The sequence below is a fragment of the Streptomyces sp. P1-3 genome (assembly GCF_050613155.1).
Taxonomy (GTDB): Bacteria; Actinomycetota; Actinomycetes; order Streptomycetales; family Streptomycetaceae; genus Streptomyces.
Window position 1 is genome coordinate 3,102,725 of sequence record NZ_CP192512.1, and the last position, 17,737, is coordinate 3,120,461.

Genomic DNA, 17,737 nt, shown 5'->3' on the forward strand with positions numbered 1-17,737 from the left:
GAGTCCGGTTCAAGGCCTCTCACGATACGTGCCGGAGCCGGGGATGCCGAGTGGAGTGTCCGCGCCTGTCCGCGCGTGTCCGCCGACCGAGCCCTGCTGCGGCCGCGGTTGGCGCGGGGGGCTAGTCCACGACCCGGAACGTGCGGAACGCCGTCTTCTGGAGGGTCCGGCACTCCTCCTCGTCCCACTTGCCCCGTTCGCAGGTGATCATGATGGCGTAGCCGTGGTCGTCGTCCACCTTGAAGCCGCGGTTGAGCACCCGCACCGTCTCGCCGCGCTGATTCCGCTCGAACCGCCAGTCGGCGACGGTGGGGTACTTCCGCCAGTCGAGCGGGTCGATCCCCAGGCCCCGGTACCCGGACATGGTGCTCTTGGCGCCCGGCTCGGCGGCGCGCCAGGCGGCGGCCGCGTCCGACTTCGGCCTGTCGTTGAAGTCGACCTGTATCCGGGGGAACTCGGCGTCACCGCGGTAGATGCGGCCCCCGCTGTAGTTCGGTATCGCGTGCCCGGACCAGCCCTCGGGCAGCGCCATCGCGAAGTGGTGCCGGTCGTCGGTGAGCCGCCGGTAGCCATCCGGCAGCGGGCTCTTGCGAGCCGCTTCGTCCGCCTTCTCGGCTCCGTCGTCGCCGGCGTCGTCGCCCTCGTCGTCGTCCGCGCCCTGCCCGGTGCCGTCCGCTCCGGTGCCGTCCGCTCCCGTGCCGTTCTGACCGGATTCCTGCGGCGTACCCGACGTGCCGGTGTCCTTCTTCCCGTCCCCGCCGGTGCTGCCGGTCCCGGCCGAGGTGCCCTGGGGGGCCTTCTTGCCGCTGTCTCCCTCGCCGTCGCCACCCAGCGCGAAGGCCAGCACCGTGCCGAGGACGGCGAGCGCCACGACGACCGCGACGATGACCAGGGTGCGGCGCGGCACCACGTCGGTGATCGAGGCCCGCGGCGGTGCAGGCGGGGCGCCCAGCGAGGCGGTCGGCGCCGCCTTGGGCGGCTTCGGCTGCTTCGCCGGCTTCGGCTGCTTCACGAGCTTCGGCTGCTTGGCCTGCTTCGGCTGCGCGGGCTTCGGCTGCGCGGCCGCCGCGTTGCGGACCGACCGCAGGGCGCCGCGCACCCGATCGGCCGGGTCCGGTCCGGCGGTCGGCTGCCCGGGCGCGTGCGCGGGCGGCGGGGGCGGCGTGGACGGCAACGCCATGGTCCGCGTGGCCTCCGCGGCGAGCCGCTCGCCCGACCCGTTCTCCGACGCGGCCAGCGCGTCCGTCAGCAGCGCCCGCGCACCCGCGTCGTCCAGCCGCCGATCAGGGTCCTTGGTGAGCAGCCCGTAGATGACCTCTTCCAGCGCACCGGCGTTCTTCGGCCGGTCCAGGGGCTCGGTCATCACGGCGGTGAGGGTGGCGATGGCCGTGCTCTTGTCGTACGGAGGCACACCCTCCACCGACGCGTACAGCAGTCCGCCCAGCGACCACAGGTCGGCGGGCGGCCCCGGCTTGTGGCCGCGCGCCCGCTCCGGGGAGATGTAGGACGGGGCGCCCACGAGCATGCCGGTGGAGGTGACCGACGGGTCGCCCTCGACCTGGGCGATGCCGAAGTCGGTGAGCACGACCCGGCCGTCGTCGGAGATCAGCACGTTGGACGGCTTCACGTCGCGGTGCAGGATGCCCTCGCGGTGCGCGGCGCGCAGCACGTCGAGGACGGCCAGGCCGACCTCGGCGGCCCGGTGCGGGGTCAGCGGGCCGTCGTCGCGTACGACGTCGGCGAGCGAGCGGCCCTCGATCAGCTCCATGACGATCCACGGCCGGTCGTCCTCGTCGACCACGTCGTAGACCGTGACGGCCCCGTTGCTGCGGATCCGGGCGATGGCCTTGGCCTCGCGCAGCGTCCGCGTGATCAGCCGCCTCTTCTCGTCCTCGTCGACGCTGGACGGGAACCGCAGTTCCTTGACCGCGACCGTGCGGCCCAGGGTCTCGTCCACGGCCCGCCAGACCGTGCCCATGCCGCCCCGGCCGAGGACCTCCCCGAGCCGGTACCGCCCTGCGAGGAGGCGCCCGGTGGTGTCCTGCGTCTGCTCCGCCTCCGACATGCGACCCCTCTGAACTTCTGCGACCTAACCCACCCTGGCAGGGCGCCCATTGTCCCCCATCCGCGGACCGGCGGAAGTCCCGGGTCCGGGGGCGGTGGAGCGGGCACGGAAGGACCTGGCAGGATCGGGGAATTGACCTCGGGCCGAGAGACGGGGGTGGAGCGGTGGCGATCCGGCACCGGGCGGCGCTCACCGCCCTCCTGACAACCGCCTTCACCGTGGCTCTGGCGACGGCGCTGACGGCGGCACTTGCCGGGTGCGGCTTCGACGCCGGGCCTTCCGGCACCAGGCCGCAGACGCTGCCGTACGGGGAGCGTGCCCCGGAGCTCGGCGGCGCGGACCTGTCCGGGCAGCTGCGGCGGATGCTGACGGTGAGCCGGGCACCGGGCGGCGCGGTGCTGGTACGGGCCGCCGGCCGCACCCGCTACACGGCGGCCGGTGCGTCGGATGTCGGCAGCGGGCGCGGTGTCCGGCGCGCGGACCACTTCCGCGGCGGCAGTCTGACCAAGACGTTCGTGGCGACGGTCGTCCTCCAGCTCGCGGCGGAGGACCGGCTGGGGCTGGACGACCGGGTGAGGCGCCATCTACCGGGCGTACTGGGCGGCCCGAGCGCGCAGGGCCGGGGCGACGATGACGGCGACGGCGTGCGCATGGATGCCGGGCACGGCGGCAGCGGTCATACCGATGACGGGCACACCGCCGGCGGGAGCGCCGACAGCGGCCACACCAGCGACGGGAACGCCGGCGACGAGCGCCCTGGCAGCGCGAGCGCCAACGGCGCGCACACCGACAGCCGGAACATCACGATTCGTCAGCTTCTCAACCACACCAGCGGGCTGTTCGACTACACCGGGGACCGGACACTGGCACGGGAGCTGTTCGGGGAGGGCTTCGCCCGGCACCGGTTCGACACCCGTACGCCGGAGGCGCTGGTGCGGACCGCGCTAGCGCACCCGCCGGCGTTCGCCCCACCCGGCACCGGCTGGCGCTACTCCAACACCGACTACGTGCTGCTGGGCATGGTGATCGAGAAGGTCACCGGGCACGGCTACGCGGACGAGATCCGGCGCCGGATCATCAAGCCGCTCCGCCTGCGCGGCACCTCCTTCCCCGGCACCCGCAGCACCCTGCCCGCGCCGCACGGCCGCGCGTACACCGCGACCGGCGGCGGCGCGCCGCGCGACGTCACCGAGCTGAACCCGTCCTCGGCGGGGGCCGCCGGCGAGGTGGTCTCCACCCTGGACGACCTGACCCGGTTCTACGGCGCGCTGCTGGGCGGGGAGGTGCTCGGCGCGCGGCAGCTGAAGCTGATGCTGGACACCACCGGGACATACGACCAGTACGGCATGGGGCTGTTTCCGATCCCCCTGGCCTGCGGAATCCTGTGGGGCCACAACGGCGTCATCAACGGCTCGTCCGCGCTCGTGGTGAGCAACCGCACCGGGCGGCATGTACTGGCCTACCGGCTCAACACCGACACAGGCGCGGGCCCCCAGGCGGAACGGGCACTGCTGCGCGCCGAGTTCTGCGAGCCGGGCGACGCGGCGGCCCCACCGACCCGGTCCACCCGCCGAAACGGCTAGACGGGCCGGATGTCCGGCCGGCCAGACGGACTGGATGTCCGCGCCGAACCGGCTAGACGGACTGGATGTCCGGCGCGCCCAGACGTGCCGCGTCCGCCGTCAGATCGTCCGGCTGCCGCTGCGATTCGCGCTCCGCCTCCACCCGCTTCTCGTAGTGCTCGGTCTCCCGCTCGACGCGGTCGCGGTCCCAGCCCAGCACCGGCGCCATCAGCTCCGCCGCCTCGCGGGCGCAGCGCGTGCCCCGGTCGAAGGTCTCGATGGAGATCCGGGTGCGCCGGGTCAGTACGTCGTCCAGGTGGCGGGCGCCCTCGTGGGAGGCGGCGTAGACGACCTCGGCACGCAGATAGTCGTCCGCGCCCGTCAGCGGTTCGGCCAGCGCGGGCTCGGCGGCGATCAGCTCCAGGATCTCCTCCGTCAGGGAGCCGTAGCGGCCCAGCAGGTGCTCGATCCGTGCGACGTGCAGGCCGGAGCTCTGCGCCAGCCGGGCCCTGGTGTTCCACAGCGCCCGGTAGCCCTCCGCGCCCGCCAGCGGCACCTCCTCCGTGCAGCAGTCGGCCACCCGGCGGTCCAGGCCGTGCACCGCCTCGTCGACGGCGTCCTTGGCCATCACCCGGTACGTCGTGTACTTGCCGCCCGCGACCACCACCAGGCCGGGCGCCGGGTGCGCCACCGTGTGTTCGCGCGACAGCTTGCTGGTGGCGTCCGACTCCCCGGCCAGCAGCGGGCGCAGGCCCGCGTACACGCCCTCCACGTCCTCGCGGGTGAGCGGCACCGCCAGCACCGCGTTGACGTGGTCCAGCAGGTAGTCGATGTCGGCGCTGGAGGCGGCCGGGTGCGCCTTGTCCAGGTCCCAGTCGGTGTCGGTGGTGCCGACGATCCAGTGCCTGCCCCAGGGGATGACGAACAGCACGCTCTTCTCGGTGCGCAGGATCAGGCCGGTGGTGGAGTGGATGCGGTCCTTGGGAACGACGAGGTGGATGCCTTTGGAGGCCCGTACGTGGAACTGGCCGCGCTCGCCGATCATCGCCTGGGTGTCGTCGGTCCACACGCCGGTGGCGTTGACGACCTGGCGGGCCCGGACCTCGAACTCACCGCCCTGCTCCAGGTCGCGCACCCGCGCGCCGACCACCCGCTCCCCCTCGCGGAGGAAGCCGACGACGCGGGCCCGGTTGGCGACATCGGCGCCGTAGGAGGCGGCGGTGCGCACCAGGGTGGTGACGAAGCGGGCGTCGTCCATCTGCGCGTCGTAGTACTGGAGCGCGCCGACCAGGGCGTCCTTGCGCAGGCAGGGGGCGACGCGCAGCGCGCGCTTGCGGGTGAGATGGCGGTGGACGGGCAGGCCGCGGCCGTGCCCGGAGGAGACCGACATGGCGTCGTACAGGGCCACGCCGGTACCCGCGTACAGCCGCTCCCAGCCCAGATGCTGCAGCGGGTAGAGGAAGGGCACCGGGCGGACCAGGTGCGGGGCGAGCCGCTCCAGCAGCAGCCCGCGTTCCTTGAGCGCCTCCCGTACGAGCGCGAAGTCCAGCATCTCCAGGTAGCGCAGGCCGCCGTGGATCAGCTTGCTCGATCGGCTGGAGGTGCCCGCGGCCCAGTCCCGCGCCTCGACCAGAGCGGTCGCCAGTCCGCGGGTCGCGGCGTCCAGCGCGGTGCCCGCGCCGACCACGCCGCCGCCGACGACCAGGACGTCCAACTCCCGTTCGGCCATCCGGGTCAGTGCCGCGTCGCGCTCGGCCGGTCCCAGGGTCGGTGTTCTCACCGCTGCCTCCCGTAGTGATCGCGGTCACACCAGCTCTTCGTCGATTCTGGCGGCGCCCCGGACGGGCGGCCAGCCCGCGCCGGGCGCGGTGACTCCGCGTGACCCCGCGCCGCAACCGACCGTCAATACGCGCGCCAACCCATGCGCGCGCCGACCAATACGCGTGCCAACACCGACCACCAATACTGAATACGAGTCATATTTCCGCTTAGTCTTCATTTGCGCCATCCGGAATCGTCCCCGGGAAGGACGGCACGACGCCATGCCCGCAGATCTCGCCGTCATCGGACTCGGCCATCTCGGCCTGCCGCTCGCCCAGGCCGCCACCGCCGTCGGCATCGCCACCGTCGGCTACGACACCGATCCGCACCCCGTCGGCGAACTCCAGGCCGGCCGGCCGCCGGTCGAGGGCTCGCTGTCCGCCGCCGACGTCCGCCGGATGGCCTCCGGCGGCTTCACGGCCACCACCGACCCGGCCGAGCTGGGCCGGGTCCGCACCGCCGTGATCTGCGCCCCGACCCCGCTCGGCCAGGACCGGGCGCCGGACCTCGGCGCGGTCGGCGAGGCGGCCCGGGTGCTGGCGGGGCGGCTGCGCCCGCACACCACCGTCGTGCTGGAGTCGAGCGTGCATCCCGGCACGACGGAGGAGTTCCTGCGCGGCATCCTGGAGCTGGGCTCCGGGCTGCGCGCCGGGCGCGACTTCCATCTGGCCTACTCCCCCACCCGCCTCGACCCGGGCAACCGCGCCTACGGCTTCGCCAACACCCCCAAGGTCATCGGCGGTCTCACGCCCGCGTGTACGGAAGCGGCCGCCGCCTTCTACGGGCGGTTCACCGAGAAGGTGGTCCGGGCCCGCGGCCCGCGCGAGGCGGAGGCCGTCAAGCTGCTGGAGACCAACTACCGGCACGTCAACATCGCACTGGTCAACGAGATGGCGGTGTTCTGCCACGACTTCGGCATCGACCTGTGGGACGTCGTACGGTGCGCCGAGACCAAGCCGTTCGGCTTCCACGCCTTCCGGCCGGGACCGGGCGTCGGCGGCCACGGCGTCCCCATCGACCCGGGCCGCCAGCCGCACTCCGGCCGCGGCCTCGGCGACGCGCCGCGCATGGTGGAGCTGGCGCAGGAGATCAACGAGCGGATGCCGCGCTACGTCACCCAGCGCGCCGCGGCCCTGCTCAACGAGCACGGCAAGTCGGCGCGCGGCGCGCGGGTACTGCTTCTCGGCGTCACCTACAAGGCGGACGTGGACGTGCAGGAGGGCTCACCCGCGCACGAGATCGCCCGCCGGCTGGCGGAACTGGGCGCGCTGCTCAGCTACCACGATCCGTACGTGACGCAGTGGCGGGTGCACGGCCAGATGGTGCCGCGCGCCGACGCGCTGTACGAGGCGGCGGCCGTGGCCGACCTCACGGTGCTGCTCCAGCAGCACCGCGCGTACGACCTACAGGGGCTCGCGGTGAAAGCGCAGCTACTGCTGGACACGCGGGGGACGACCCCGGCGGGCATGGTGCACCGGCTGTGAGGGGGCGGCGTTCCGCTGCGAGGAGACGGTAATCCGGGGGCAAGCCGCTCTTGGCCGCCGGCGGCCGCTTTCGACGACTGGGGGCAGCCCGCCTTCCCACTGACAGCTTCCCACTGACGGCCCGCTTCGGCGCCGCGAGTCGGCCTAGGCAGCCGGTGGCGCGCTTGGGCCGGATGGTGCCGTTGCCGGGTCCCTCGAACGGGTGTAAAATTCAGTGCCAGATGAATTAATCGGTATCGGCCATCAGTGAGGTACCGCGAGGTACCTCGGGCGAGGAGGTACCGCCATGGGCGCCACGGAATGGCTGAGCGATCTGCTGCTGTCCCTTCCGGGGTGGAGCGTGCTCGTTCTGGTCTTCCTCGTCCCCGCCCTGGAAGCCGCGGCCTTCCCCGGCGTCCTGCTGCCCGGTCAGTCGACCGTGCTCATCGGCGGCGCACTCGCCCAGCTCGGCCGCGCCCCACTGGCCTCCGTTCTGCTCGCCGCCGCGCTGGGCGCGATCATCGGCCCCAGCATCGGCTACGGCATCGGCCGCAGATGGGGCCACCCGATGGCGGCGCGGCTGCCGCGGCGCCTGGTGGCACCGGAGGACGTCGCCCGCGTCGAGGCGCTGGTGCGCAGGCTCAGCGGCCCCGCGCTGGTCGCCGCCCGGTTCGTCGCGCTGCTACGAACCCTGGTGCCCGCGCTCAGCGGTGCCGCCCGCGTCCCGTACCGCCGCTTCCTCCTGTGGAACGCCGTCGGCGGGATCGTCTGGGCCGTCGGCTGCGGACTGGCCGGATTCCAGCTCGGCGGCAGCTGGGAGGCGGTGCGCTCCGGCACCACCACCGCCGCGTGGGCGGCGGGCGGTGCGCTGGCACTCCTGGTCCTGCTGGTGCTACTGGCGGGCGCGCTCCGGCGCCGGCGGGCGCGGCGCGGGGGTGGCGGTGGGGCGGCTGCCGGGTTGTACGGAGCGGGTGGGCCACCGGTCCTGGCGTACCCGACGAGCGACGCACCGATCACGGCGTACCCGGCGACTGGTTCATCGGTCGCGGCATACCGGGCGAGCCGTTCATCGGTCACGGCATACCCGACGAGCGACTCACGGATCGCGGCATACCCGACGAGCGACTCACGGATCGCGGCATACCCGGCGAGTGGTTCAGCAGTCGCGGCGTGGCGGCTTTCCCCGGTCGGCGGCCCGCCACCGGGACGCGCCCCGTTCGCCGAGCCGCTGCCCGGACATCCCCCGTTCGGCGACCCGCCGCCTTCGCAGTCGCAGCTCGGCGGCCAACCGCCGAGCCGTTCCCCTCGCCGCGGCCCGCCGCCGGCGCGCCCTGCCCAGCTGGAACACCACGGCCAGCACGATGAGCAGCACCCCGATCGCGACGATCGCGACGGCGCCGGAGTCGACCGCGCGGACATCGGCGGTGAACGAGATGGGCCTGCCCCAGGGCTTGCCGTCCGATGCGGTGTAGAGCTGGGCGGTGAGCCGGACGGGGCCGTTGGCGTGCGCGCCGACCTCCACCCGTACGGTGCGGCTCGCCGCCCGTGACACCTGTACCGTCACCGCCCCGTCCCGCACCGTCACCCGTTCCGGACGGCTGGAGACCACCCGTACCTCGATGTCATCGACGGGCTGCTGGAGCCCGTTCTCGACGGTGACCGGGATGGTCGCGGAGTCCCCGGCCACGGTCACCGTCGACTTGGGCACGAGGCGCACCGACGCCGTCGACGCGGCCAGGAACCCCGTCACGCCGCGTACATAGGCCCGGTTCGCGGCGGGCTTCCCGCGCCAGCCCGTCGACACCGCGCGCGCCAGCGCGGCCCGTACGGAGGTGTCGGTGTGTGACGGGTCCGTCAGCACCCGGGCGAGCCGCCGCAGCCGCTGCCCGCCCTCGGCCACCTCCCCCAGCCGCCGGGCCGGGAACTCGGTGGCGCGCAGCGCGGCCGGATACGCCGCGACGGCGGCGGGGCGGGCGCGGCCGGGCGCCGGATCCCGCAACGCGGTGGCCAGCGGTACCGGCTCCAGCAGACCGGCCTTCCCCGCGTCCGCCAGGGCGTCGGACAGGGCGCGGGCGGCCGCCCCGGACATCCTGCGCGGCGGTACGACGACCAGCCTGCGGGGAGCGTTGGGAGCCTCCCGGACCGCGGTGAGGAACTCGGCGAGCAGCCGCTGCCGGGCCGTCGGCGCCACGCGCGGAGGCACTTCGGCGAGCAGGCCGGTGAGTGTGGTGTCGTAGGTGAGCGCGGTGAGCTCCGGGCGCGCCGGGCCGACGCCGCTACCGGCGCCTTCGCCCACGCCGCCACCCGCGCGGTCGCGCACACCACCACCGACGCCGTCGCGAACACCACCACCCGCGCGGCCCCCAACGCCCCCACCAGCGCCGTCGCCAACACGACCACCCGCCCGGTCGCCCACACCACCACCGACGCCGTCGCCAACACCACCCGCACGGTCTCCCACGCCCCCACCAGCGCCGTCGCCAACGCCACCCCCCGCACGGTCGCCAACGCCACCACCCGCGCGGTCGTTCAGCGTCACCGAGGCGTCGTCGGTGCGGCCGAAGTCGTCCGGCCCGCCGATCAGCCCCTGCCCGGAGGCGAGCACCGATCGCAGGCCGAGCCGCCGCGCGAGCGCGGTCACCGAGGTGTCCAGCGCGCCGCCCTCCGGCCAGGCGAGGTCCTGACGGGCATCGGTGTCCAGCGCCTCGTCGACGACCGCCTTGCCGTCGACGACCGCCTCACCCTCCCCGCCCTGCCGGACCTCCCCGCCCTGCCGCGCCAGGTCCTCGCGCCCGTGGTGGGCGAGCGCGGCGAGATCGGGGTCCGCGTACGGAAGGGCGACGACCTCCCGCCCGTCCACGGCCTCCTTCAGCGCCTCCAGCCAACTCGCCGCCGCCTCCGCCCCGCCGCCCTCGACGCTGTCCCGGGGGTCGGTGGTGTCCGGGGTACGGGCGACCCGGTAGCCGTCCGCCATCGCCTCCGCCTGGACGATCAGATCCGGGTCGATCACCCAGGTGACCGGCCGGCCGCCTCCTGCCTCCACCATCCGCCGCAGCCGCCCGCCCGCGGCGAGGGAGTCCGCCAGGACGTCGTCGCGGAAGACCGGCTGGGCGCCACCGCCCGTCCCCAGGCTCAGCGCCTGCATGTGCGGGACGTCGGTGAGCGGCCAGAGCACCGTGGTGCGCAGCGGCTCGGCCCCCGTGTCCCGCGGGTACCAGGGCAGATACGTACGGGCCACGCCGCGTACGGCGCCGCCGCGGCCGGTCAGTGCCACGGTCACGGCGTACGCACCGGGCGCACCGAGGCCGAGCTCGGCGACGGGCGCGGAGAGCCGGAAGCCGACCTCGGCCCCGGCGCGCAAACGGTCGACGGGAACCGTGTGCCCGCTGATCTCCGCCCCGTCCGCGCGGACCAGGGTGGTCCGCGCGGCCACGGCGGCAAGCCCACTCCGCGTGCCGACCGCCCCACCCGAACCGGCCCGAAGCCCCAGGTGGGCACCGGCGATGTCCGCGCGGGAGGTGTTGGTGAGGGTCCCGCTGACGGTGACGACCTCGTCCCCTTCCCCCGCCACGACGGGCGCGACAGCCCTGATGCCGACGCGTACGGGATACGGGGGCTCGTCCCGGGGCGCGGCGGCCACGGGGTGCGGGCCCCCGCGCGGCATGTGTGCCCCGGACACACCGGACCGGGCGGCCGGTACGGCGGGCCCGCAGGCCAGGAGCGTGAGGGCGAGGGCAAGGGCGACCGCCCCGGCCCGCGCACACACCCCGACCCGCGCCACGCTGTCTCCTCGGCCTCGCCCTCCCGCGGACGTCCCGCACGGAACCACCCGCGACCCGTACGCAACGAGCATGGCCGACCCCTCGCCCCCAGAGCGCGCCGACGAGGGCAAACGCGCACGGCGTGTCGCTCGGCGCGGGCCGCGCCGTGGGTGACGCGCCGACAGGGCGTGGCGTACGCCAGCGCGTCGCACGGACAACGCGCCCCGCACGACCGGCTGCTCCGCCTCCACGGTTCTGCCCCCGAACCCGCCCTCCCTTCCCCACTCTGTCGTCTCTGTCCTCAAGCACCGGACCGGCTGGAAGGCCAGCGGGCGCGCCCAGGCGGGGTTACGAGCACGAGGACCAAGCCCACGCCCTGAAGGCGGGAAGCACGCCCGGGCAACGAGGAGTACCCCCTCAACGGCGGCCCGGCGCACGGCGAACACGCCACGCCCGACGGCAGGCCCGGGAAGCCCTGAAGACCGCGCGGCAAAGGCGACAGCGCACATGCACCCGGCGGTGGGACAGCCCGCGATGCACCCGGCAGAGCGACGGCCCCCGACGCGCGGCGTCGGGCACGCGCGCGACGCCGGGGCACCGACCGGTTACCCGCGGGCCGTGCCGGCCGCCATGCGCGGCTTGGCGTCCAGCACCGTTCGGAGCGCCGCGTAGTTCTCCACGCAGCGGCCGGTGCCGACCGCCACGCAGTCCAACGGGTCGTCGGCGAGCAGCACCGGGATGTCCAGCTCGCGGCTGAGCCGGACGTCCATCCCGCGCAGCAGCGCACCGCCACCGGTCAGCACGATGCCGCGGTCCATGATGTCGCCGGCCAGCTCGGGCGGGGTCTCGTCCAGCGTGGCGCGGACGGCCTCGACGATCGCGTCCACCGGCTCGGCCAACGCGTGCCGCACCTCGTCGGCGGTCAGTTCGAGCACCTTGGGCAGCCCGGTCACCTGGTCGCGACCGCGAACCGTGCAACGCTCCGGCGGCAGCAGGCCCTGGGTCTGCTCCGGGTCGCCGCCCGCGCCGTCCGTCTCCGGCAGGCGCACGTGCCGGGACTCCGGCTGCTCGGCCAGCCCGGCCGCCGTCCAGGCCCCGCCGGGCGCGGCCGAGCCGATGCGCATCTTGATCTCCTCGGCGGTGCGCTCCCCGATGGCGAGGGCGTACTGCTTCTTCACGTACGCGGTGATCGCGGCGTCCATCGCGTCGCCTGCGGTGCGGACCGAGCGCGCCGTGACGATCCCGCCGAGCGAGATGACCGCGACCTCGGCCGTGCCGCCGCCGATGTCCACGACCATGCTGCCGGTCGGCTCGCCGACCGGCAGCCCCGCACCGATCGCGGCCGCCATCGGCTCCTCGACCAGGTGCACCTGTCGCGCCCCGGCCTGTGAGGCGGCCTCGATGACCGCGCGCCGCTCGACGCCCGTGATGCCGGAGGGCACGCAGACGACGACGCGGGGCCGGGCGAGCAGCCGACTGCCGGTCACTTTCTTGATGAAGTAACGCAACATCCGCTCGGCGATCTCGAAGTCCGCTATCACTCCGTCTCGCAGTGGGCGGACCGCGACGATGTGCGAGGGGGTCCTGCCGATCGTCTCCTTCGCCTCCGAGCCGACCGACAACACGCTTCCGTCGACCGCGTTGACCGCGACGACCGACGGCTCGTTGAGCACCACTCCCTTCCCCCGTACGTACACCAGCGTGTTCGCGGTGCCGAGGTCGATACCCATGTCCCGTCCGGTGAACGACTTACTTTGCGCCATAAGTTGAGATTATTGCTTATGCCCGGTTCCACTTCGCGCCCGGCGTCCCCTCTGTCACCGACGACCTCACCCCAAGGAGCTACGGCGCTGCTAGCGTGCGTCCATGATCACGCCCGCGGTCCGCCCGGGGAGCCGCCGCGGCGGACACTCCGACCCGGCGCTTCCGGCTGATTACCGACTACTGACAAGAGGAGGCGCCGAGTAGGAACGATCTGATGTTCTACGCCGTTGCCAGTGTGGAGAGTTACCTGGTGGCGAAGCCCCTCGCCGAATAGGCCCACATAATCCCCATATAAGGGACGGCTTGTCTCCGTCCGGTCCCAGCCGTGTCACGGACGCCAGACGTGACTTGTTGGATTGTCATGCCCTCCTGTTAGCTTGAGGTACGCACTTTCCGCCGCCTCCAAGCAGCATCTGTCCCCGGAGCGCGGCCCATCACCTTCATCCCCGGGGGATTGTCATGAGCCAGAACTGGCAGCAGCCGCCTCAGCAGCCGGGCGGGTACGGCTACCCGCAGCAGCCCCAGCAGCCGGGCTACGGCCAGCCGCAGCCGCAGGCCCCGTACGGCGGCGGCTTCCCCCCGCCCCCGCCCCCGGCCCCGCAGCAGGGCAACGCCGGTCTGGCGATCGTCCTCGGCATCGTCGCGGCCGTCGTCGGCGGGTTCCTGTACGCGTTCCTGATGAGCGCCGTGGCCGACACGGACGGCGAGCAGCCGGAGATCACGCAGTTCGCGTACGCCGGTGTCGCCCTCGGCGCCCTCGTCGGCTTCGTGGTCGCCAAGTTCGGCGGCCGCAACCAGGGCCTGTGGGTGCTTGGCGCGGTGCTGGCTCTGGTCGGCGTGTTCTTCGGTGAGCTGTACGGCTACGCCATGGTCTCCAGCGACTGGATGTCCAACATCGTGGACGCCGCGGAGAAGCAGGGTGTGCCGCAGGAGGTAATCGAGAAGAACCTCGGTTCCAGCGAGGCCCCGTCCGCGTTCAAGCTCTTCTTCGAGCACTTCAACACCCCGCTGGTCGACGCCCCTGGCGCCAATGGCCTGTTCGATGGGTGGAAGGAAGACGCCGACGCCATGACCTGGATCTTCATGGCCCTGTCGCCGGTCGCTGCCTTCGGTGTCGCCAAGAAGGTCGGCGAGCGCGGCTGACACGGCACCAGCACCAACGGCGAGGGGCCCCGACCGCATCCGCGGTCGGGGCCCCTCGCCGTCACGAACCAGAGGGGGCACAACGGCCTCCTGCTGCTGCTCAGTTACTTAGCACCGTACGAGCAAGCAAACCTGGCGTGATCCTCCTTAACGCCGAGCCATTTGAGCTGCGTGATACAGGTCATCTGACCCAACCCCAAATCGTTAGCTTCAGCCGCCTTGCATGCCTGCGTGGCCTTTTGCCCGACCCGGTAGCCACGGCTCTTCAGCACTTCCTGGCACTTGTAGGTGTCGGCCTGCGCCGGAGCCGCAAACGTCAACGCGCCCGCGACCAGGGCCGCAGCCACGGACAGCGAACCAACGCTTCGCACAACCAGCTTCTTCATGCCGGATCTCCCCCTTCTCTTACGCACGCGCCTTGGTCACGGCACGTGGGCGAGGCATCACACCCCGCTCAAGATCAACCCGCGAGATCCTATAGAGAAACGATCCTGCACACCAGCCGACAACGGTGAGGGCCCGACCACCCCGTGGTCGGGCCCTCACCGTTTCCGGACAACCGTCCGTCAGAACCTCACCGCTTGCCGTGGTCCGCCGCCGGGGCCACCGTGACCTCGACCCGCTGGAATTCCTTCAGCTCGCTGTAGCCGGTCGTCGCCATCGCCCTGCGCAGCGCGCCGAAGAAGTTCATCGAGCCGTCCGGGGTGTGCGACGGGCCGAGGAGGATCTCCTCCGTGCTGCCGACCGTGCCGAGGTTCATCCGCTTGCCGCGCGGGACCTCGTCGTGGACCGCCTCCATGCCCCAGTGGTGGCCGCGGCCGGGGGCGTCCGTCGCGCGGGCCAGGGGGGAGCCGATCATGACCGCGTCCGCGCCGCACGCGATGGCCTTCGGCAGGTCGCCGGACCAGCCGACGCCGCCGTCGGCGATGACGTGCACATACCGGCCGCCGGACTCGTCCATGTAGTCCCGGCGGGCGGCCGCGACATCGGCCACGGCGGTGGCCATGGGGACCTGGATGCCCAGCACGTTACGGGTGGTGTGCGCGGCGCCGCCGCCGAAGCCGACCAGCACACCGGCCGCGCCCGTGCGCATCAGGTGGAGCGCCGCGGTGTACGTGGCGCAGCCGCCGACGATCACCGGGACGTCGAGCTCGTAGATGAACTGCTTGAGGTTCAGCGGCTCGGCGGCGCCGGAGACGTGCTCGGCCGAGACCGTCGTGCCGCGGATCACGAAGATGTCCACGCCCGCGTCCACCACGGCCTTGGAGAACTGGGCGGTGCGCTGCGGGGAGAGCGCGGCGGCCGTGACCACGCCCGAGTCGCGCACCTCCTTGATGCGCTGCCCGATCAGCTCTTCCTTGATCGGCTCGGCGTAGATCTCCTGCATCCGGCGGGTCGCGGTCCGCTCGTCCAGCTCGGCGATCTCCGCGAGCAGCGGCTCGGGGTCCTCGTACCGCGTCCACAGACCTTCGAGGTTGAGCACCCCGAGCCCGCCCAGTTCACCGATGCGGATCGCGGTCTGCGGCGAGACCACCGAGTCCATCGGCGCGGCCAAGAACGGCAGCTCGAAGCGGTACGCGTCGATCTGCCAGGCGATCGAGACCTCCTTGGGGTCCCGCGTACGACGACTGGGGACGACGGCGATCTCGTCGAACGCGTACGCCCTGCGGCCGCGCTTGCCGCGCCCGATCTCGATCTCAGTCACGTGTGTGGCCTTTCCCTCTTGTGTCTGCCCGTCCAGTATCCCCGACGGGCGTGCGGAAGCCCGTGGCTGTCCACAGCCACGGGCTTCCGGTCATACAAACGGTCCGCGAACGGCTGCATACCGCCGCATACCGCCACGCGCAGTCGGTCCGCCACGCGGTCGGTCCGCCACGCGTAGGCGGTCTGTCACCGCCGCGAGTAGTTCGGCGCCTCGGTCACCATCTGCACGTCGTGCGGGTGGCTCTCCTTGAGCCCGGCCGCCGTGATCCGCACGAAGCGGCCCTTCTCCTTCAGCTCCGGCACCGTCGCCGAGCCGACGTACCCCATCGAGGCACGCAGGCCACCGACCAGCTGATGGGCGACGGAGGACAGCGGGCCGCGGTAGGGCACCTGGCCCTCGATGCCCTCGGGGACCAGCTTGTCCTCGGAGAGCACGTTGTCCTGGAAGTAGCGGTCCTTGGAGAACGAACGGGCCTGGCCACGCGACTGCATCGCGCCCAGCGACCCCATGCCCCGGTAGGACTTGAACTGCTTGCCGTTGATGAAGACCATCTCGCCCGGCGACTCCTCGCACCCGGCCAGCAGGCTGCCCAGCATCACGGTGTCCGCGCCGGCGGCGATGGCCTTGGCGATGTCGCCGGAGTACTGCAGACCGCCGTCGCCGATGAGCGGCACACCAGCGGCCTGGCAGGCGAGGCCGGCCTCGTAGATCGCGGTCACCTGCGGGACGCCGATACCGGCGACCACCCGGGTGGTGCAGATGGAGCCCGGGCCGACGCCGACCTTGACGCCGTCCACGCCCGCGTCGATCAGCGCCTGGGCGCCGTCGCGGGTGGCGACGTTGCCGCCGACCACGTCGACCGAGATGTTGGACTTGATCTTGGCGATCATGTCGAGGATGCCGCGGCTGTGGCCGTGCGCGCTGTCCACGACCAGGAAGTCCGCACCGGCCTCGACCAGCGCCTGGGCCCGCTCGTACGCCTCGTCGCCGACGCCGACCGCGGCACCGACGATCAGCCGGCCCTCCGCGTCCTTGGCGGCGTTCGGGTACTGCTCGGCCTTGACGAAGTCCTTGACCGTGATCAGGCCCTTGAGCAGGCCCGCGTCGTCGACCAGCGGCAGCTTCTCGATCTTGTGCCGGCGCAGCAGCTGCATCGCGTCCTCGCCGGAGATCCCGACCTTGCCGGTGACCAGCGGCATCGGGGTCATGACCTCGCGGACCTGGCGGCTGCGGTCCAGCTCGAAGGCCATGTCGCGGTTGGTGACGATGCCCAGCAGCTTGCCCGCCGCGTCCGTCACCGGCACACCGCTGATCCGGAACTTCGCACAGAGGGCGTCCGCCTCATGCAGCGTGGCGTCCGGGCGGACGGTGATCGGGTCGGTGACCATGCCGGACTCCGACCGCTTGACCAGGTCGACCTGGTTGGCCTGGTCCTCGACCGACAGATTGCGGTGCAGGACTCCCGCGCCACCCTGACGGGCCATCGCGATGGCCATCCGCGACTCGGTGACCTTGTCCATCGCCGCGGAGAGCAGCGGGATGTTGACCCGTACGTTCCGGGTGATCCGGGACGAGGTGTCGACCGCGTTCGGCAGCACCTCGGAGGCGCCCGGCAGCAGCAGCACGTCGTCGTACGTCAGCCCGAGCATCGCGAACTTCTCAGGCACCCCGTCGACGTTGTCAGTCATGACACCCTTCCAAATGGTCTTGCCCCAGCGCGGACTCCCATGCTAACGGCCTCCGCCGGTGGCTCATTCCACGATTGATGAGGGCCCCGTCACTTGTACGTTCCGACGACGTCGTACGTTCACACGAGCCTGACGGCCGGTCGTCAGGGGCTCACTGCTCGGCGAGCGCCCGCAGCCTGCTCAGCGCACGGTGCTGGGCGACGCGCACCGCGCCCGGCGACATCCCCAGCATCTGTCCGGTCTCCTCCGCCGTGAGCCCGACCGCGACCCGCAGCAGCACCAGCTCGCGCTGGTTCTCCGGGAGGTTGGCCAGCAGCTTCTTGGCCCATTCGGCGTCACTGCTCAGCAGCGCCCGCTCCTCCGGGCCGAGCGAGTCGTCCGGCTGCTCCGGCATCTCGTCCGACGGCACCGCCGTACTGCCGGGGTGCCGCATGGCGGCCCGCTGCAGATCGGCGACCTTGTGGGCGGCGATGGCCACGACGAACGCCTCGAAGGGACGCCCCGTGTCGCGGTAGCGCGGCAGCGCGCACAACACGGCGAGGCACACCTCCTGCGCCAGGTCGTCCACGAAGTGCCGGGCGTCACCCGGCAGCCGGGACAGCCGGGTACGGCAATAGCGCAGGGCGAGCGGGTGCACACGGGCGAGCAAGTCGTGTGTGGCGCGCTCGTCGCCCTCGACTGCGCGCCGGACGAGGGAACCGATGTCCCCTGGGCCCGCTGCGGCCGTGGGCGACCCCAGGTTCTCGTCGTCGCGCATCGGTCCAT

11 protein-coding genes and 1 pseudogene are annotated in these 17,737 nt (G+C 72.7%); 4 read left to right on the plus strand and 8 right to left on the minus strand.

The window, feature by feature from the left end; translation table 11 throughout:
• Window positions 1-121: 121 nt before the first annotated feature.
• On the minus strand, window positions 122-2,065 hold the full coding sequence (locus ACQUSR_RS12885) for a serine/threonine-protein kinase (protein WP_431042722.1): 1,944 nt from the start codon (window positions 2,063-2,065) through the stop codon (window positions 122-124).
• A gap of 164 nt (window positions 2,066-2,229) precedes the next feature.
• Here ACQUSR_RS12885 and ACQUSR_RS12890 point away from each other — a divergent pair, with 164 nt between their 5' ends.
• Entirely contained in the window at window positions 2,230-3,648 is a 1,419-nt protein-coding gene (locus tag ACQUSR_RS12890) for a serine hydrolase domain-containing protein (protein WP_431042723.1), read from the plus strand.
• Between the two features lie 52 nt (window positions 3,649-3,700).
• Here the strand turns inward: ACQUSR_RS12890 and ACQUSR_RS12895 are convergent, their stop codons facing one another.
• Complete coding sequence (locus ACQUSR_RS12895) at window positions 3,701-5,407, minus strand: glycerol-3-phosphate dehydrogenase/oxidase (RefSeq protein ID WP_431042724.1); 1,707 nt, start codon at window positions 5,405-5,407, stop codon at window positions 3,701-3,703.
• Between the two features lie 262 nt (window positions 5,408-5,669).
• Between ACQUSR_RS12895 and ACQUSR_RS12900 the strand changes: the two genes are divergently transcribed.
• Together ACQUSR_RS12900 and ACQUSR_RS12905 are read left to right on the plus strand one after the other, a co-directional pair.
• Entirely contained in the window at window positions 5,670-6,932 is a 1,263-nt protein-coding gene (locus ACQUSR_RS12900; RefSeq protein ID WP_431042725.1) for a nucleotide sugar dehydrogenase, read from the plus strand.
• Window positions 6,933-7,218: 286 nt separating this feature from the next.
• Window positions 7,219-7,641 (plus strand): annotated as a pseudogene (locus ACQUSR_RS12905) (DedA family protein); the annotation flags it as partial.
• Window positions 7,642-8,067: 426 nt separating this feature from the next.
• Here ACQUSR_RS12905 and ACQUSR_RS12910 read toward each other — a convergent pair.
• Window positions 8,068-10,692, minus strand: a complete 2,625-nt coding sequence (locus ACQUSR_RS12910; RefSeq protein WP_431042726.1) for a DUF6049 family protein — start codon at window positions 10,690-10,692, stop codon at window positions 8,068-8,070.
• A 585-nt stretch (window positions 10,693-11,277) separates the two neighbouring features.
• The gene (locus ACQUSR_RS12915; protein ID WP_431042727.1) at window positions 11,278-12,435 is read right to left on the minus strand and encodes a rod shape-determining protein; all 1,158 of its coding nucleotides are present in this window, start codon (window positions 12,433-12,435) and stop codon (window positions 11,278-11,280) included.
• Window positions 12,436-12,895: 460 nt separating this feature from the next.
• Here ACQUSR_RS12915 and ACQUSR_RS12920 point away from each other — a divergent pair, with 460 nt between their 5' ends.
• Window positions 12,896-13,579, plus strand: coding sequence for a hypothetical protein (locus tag ACQUSR_RS12920; RefSeq protein WP_431042728.1), 684 nt, complete (start codon window positions 12,896-12,898; stop codon window positions 13,577-13,579).
• Between the two features lie 104 nt (window positions 13,580-13,683).
• Here ACQUSR_RS12920 and ACQUSR_RS12925 read toward each other — a convergent pair whose 3' ends face one another.
• From ACQUSR_RS12925 to ACQUSR_RS12940, 4 genes are all read right to left on the minus strand, one after another.
• Complete coding sequence (locus ACQUSR_RS12925) at window positions 13,684-13,965, minus strand: hypothetical protein (protein WP_431042729.1); 282 nt, start codon at window positions 13,963-13,965, stop codon at window positions 13,684-13,686.
• A 188-nt stretch (window positions 13,966-14,153) separates the two neighbouring features.
• Complete coding sequence (locus ACQUSR_RS12930) at window positions 14,154-15,284, minus strand: GuaB3 family IMP dehydrogenase-related protein (protein ID WP_431042730.1); 1,131 nt, start codon at window positions 15,282-15,284, stop codon at window positions 14,154-14,156.
• Window positions 15,285-15,469: 185 nt separating this feature from the next.
• Window positions 15,470-16,972 (minus strand): IMP dehydrogenase, encoded by a 1,503-nt coding sequence (gene guaB / locus ACQUSR_RS12935; RefSeq protein ID WP_431042731.1) that lies wholly within the window; start codon window positions 16,970-16,972, stop codon window positions 15,470-15,472.
• A 151-nt stretch (window positions 16,973-17,123) separates the two neighbouring features.
• Window positions 17,124-17,729 carry a sigma-70 family RNA polymerase sigma factor gene (locus tag ACQUSR_RS12940; protein WP_431042732.1) on the minus strand — a complete coding sequence of 202 codons (606 nt, stop codon included), beginning with the start codon at window positions 17,727-17,729 and terminating at the stop codon, window positions 17,124-17,126.
• Window positions 17,730-17,737: the final 8 nt, after the last annotated feature.

What these genes read in the sequence shown, in the direction of transcription:
- ACQUSR_RS12915 (WP_431042727.1), bottom strand. Translation starts at nt 12,435, where the DNA reads ATGGCGCAAAGTAAGTCGTTCACCGGACGGGACATGGGTATCGACCTC.
- ACQUSR_RS12925 (WP_431042729.1), bottom strand. Translation starts at nt 13,965, where the DNA reads ATGAAGAAGCTGGTTGTGCGAAGCGTTGGTTCGCTGTCCGTGGCTGCG.
- ACQUSR_RS12920 (WP_431042728.1), top strand. Translation starts at nt 12,896, where the DNA reads ATGAGCCAGAACTGGCAGCAGCCGCCTCAGCAGCCGGGCGGGTACGGC.
- guaB (WP_431042731.1), bottom strand. Translation starts at nt 16,972, where the DNA reads ATGACTGACAACGTCGACGGGGTGCCTGAGAAGTTCGCGATGCTCGGG.
- ACQUSR_RS12940 (WP_431042732.1), bottom strand. Translation starts at nt 17,729, where the DNA reads ATGCGCGACGACGAGAACCTGGGGTCGCCCACGGCCGCAGCGGGCCCA.
- ACQUSR_RS12885 (WP_431042722.1), bottom strand. Translation starts at nt 2,065, where the DNA reads ATGTCGGAGGCGGAGCAGACGCAGGACACCACCGGGCGCCTCCTCGCA.
- ACQUSR_RS12900 (WP_431042725.1), top strand. Translation starts at nt 5,670, where the DNA reads ATGCCCGCAGATCTCGCCGTCATCGGACTCGGCCATCTCGGCCTGCCG.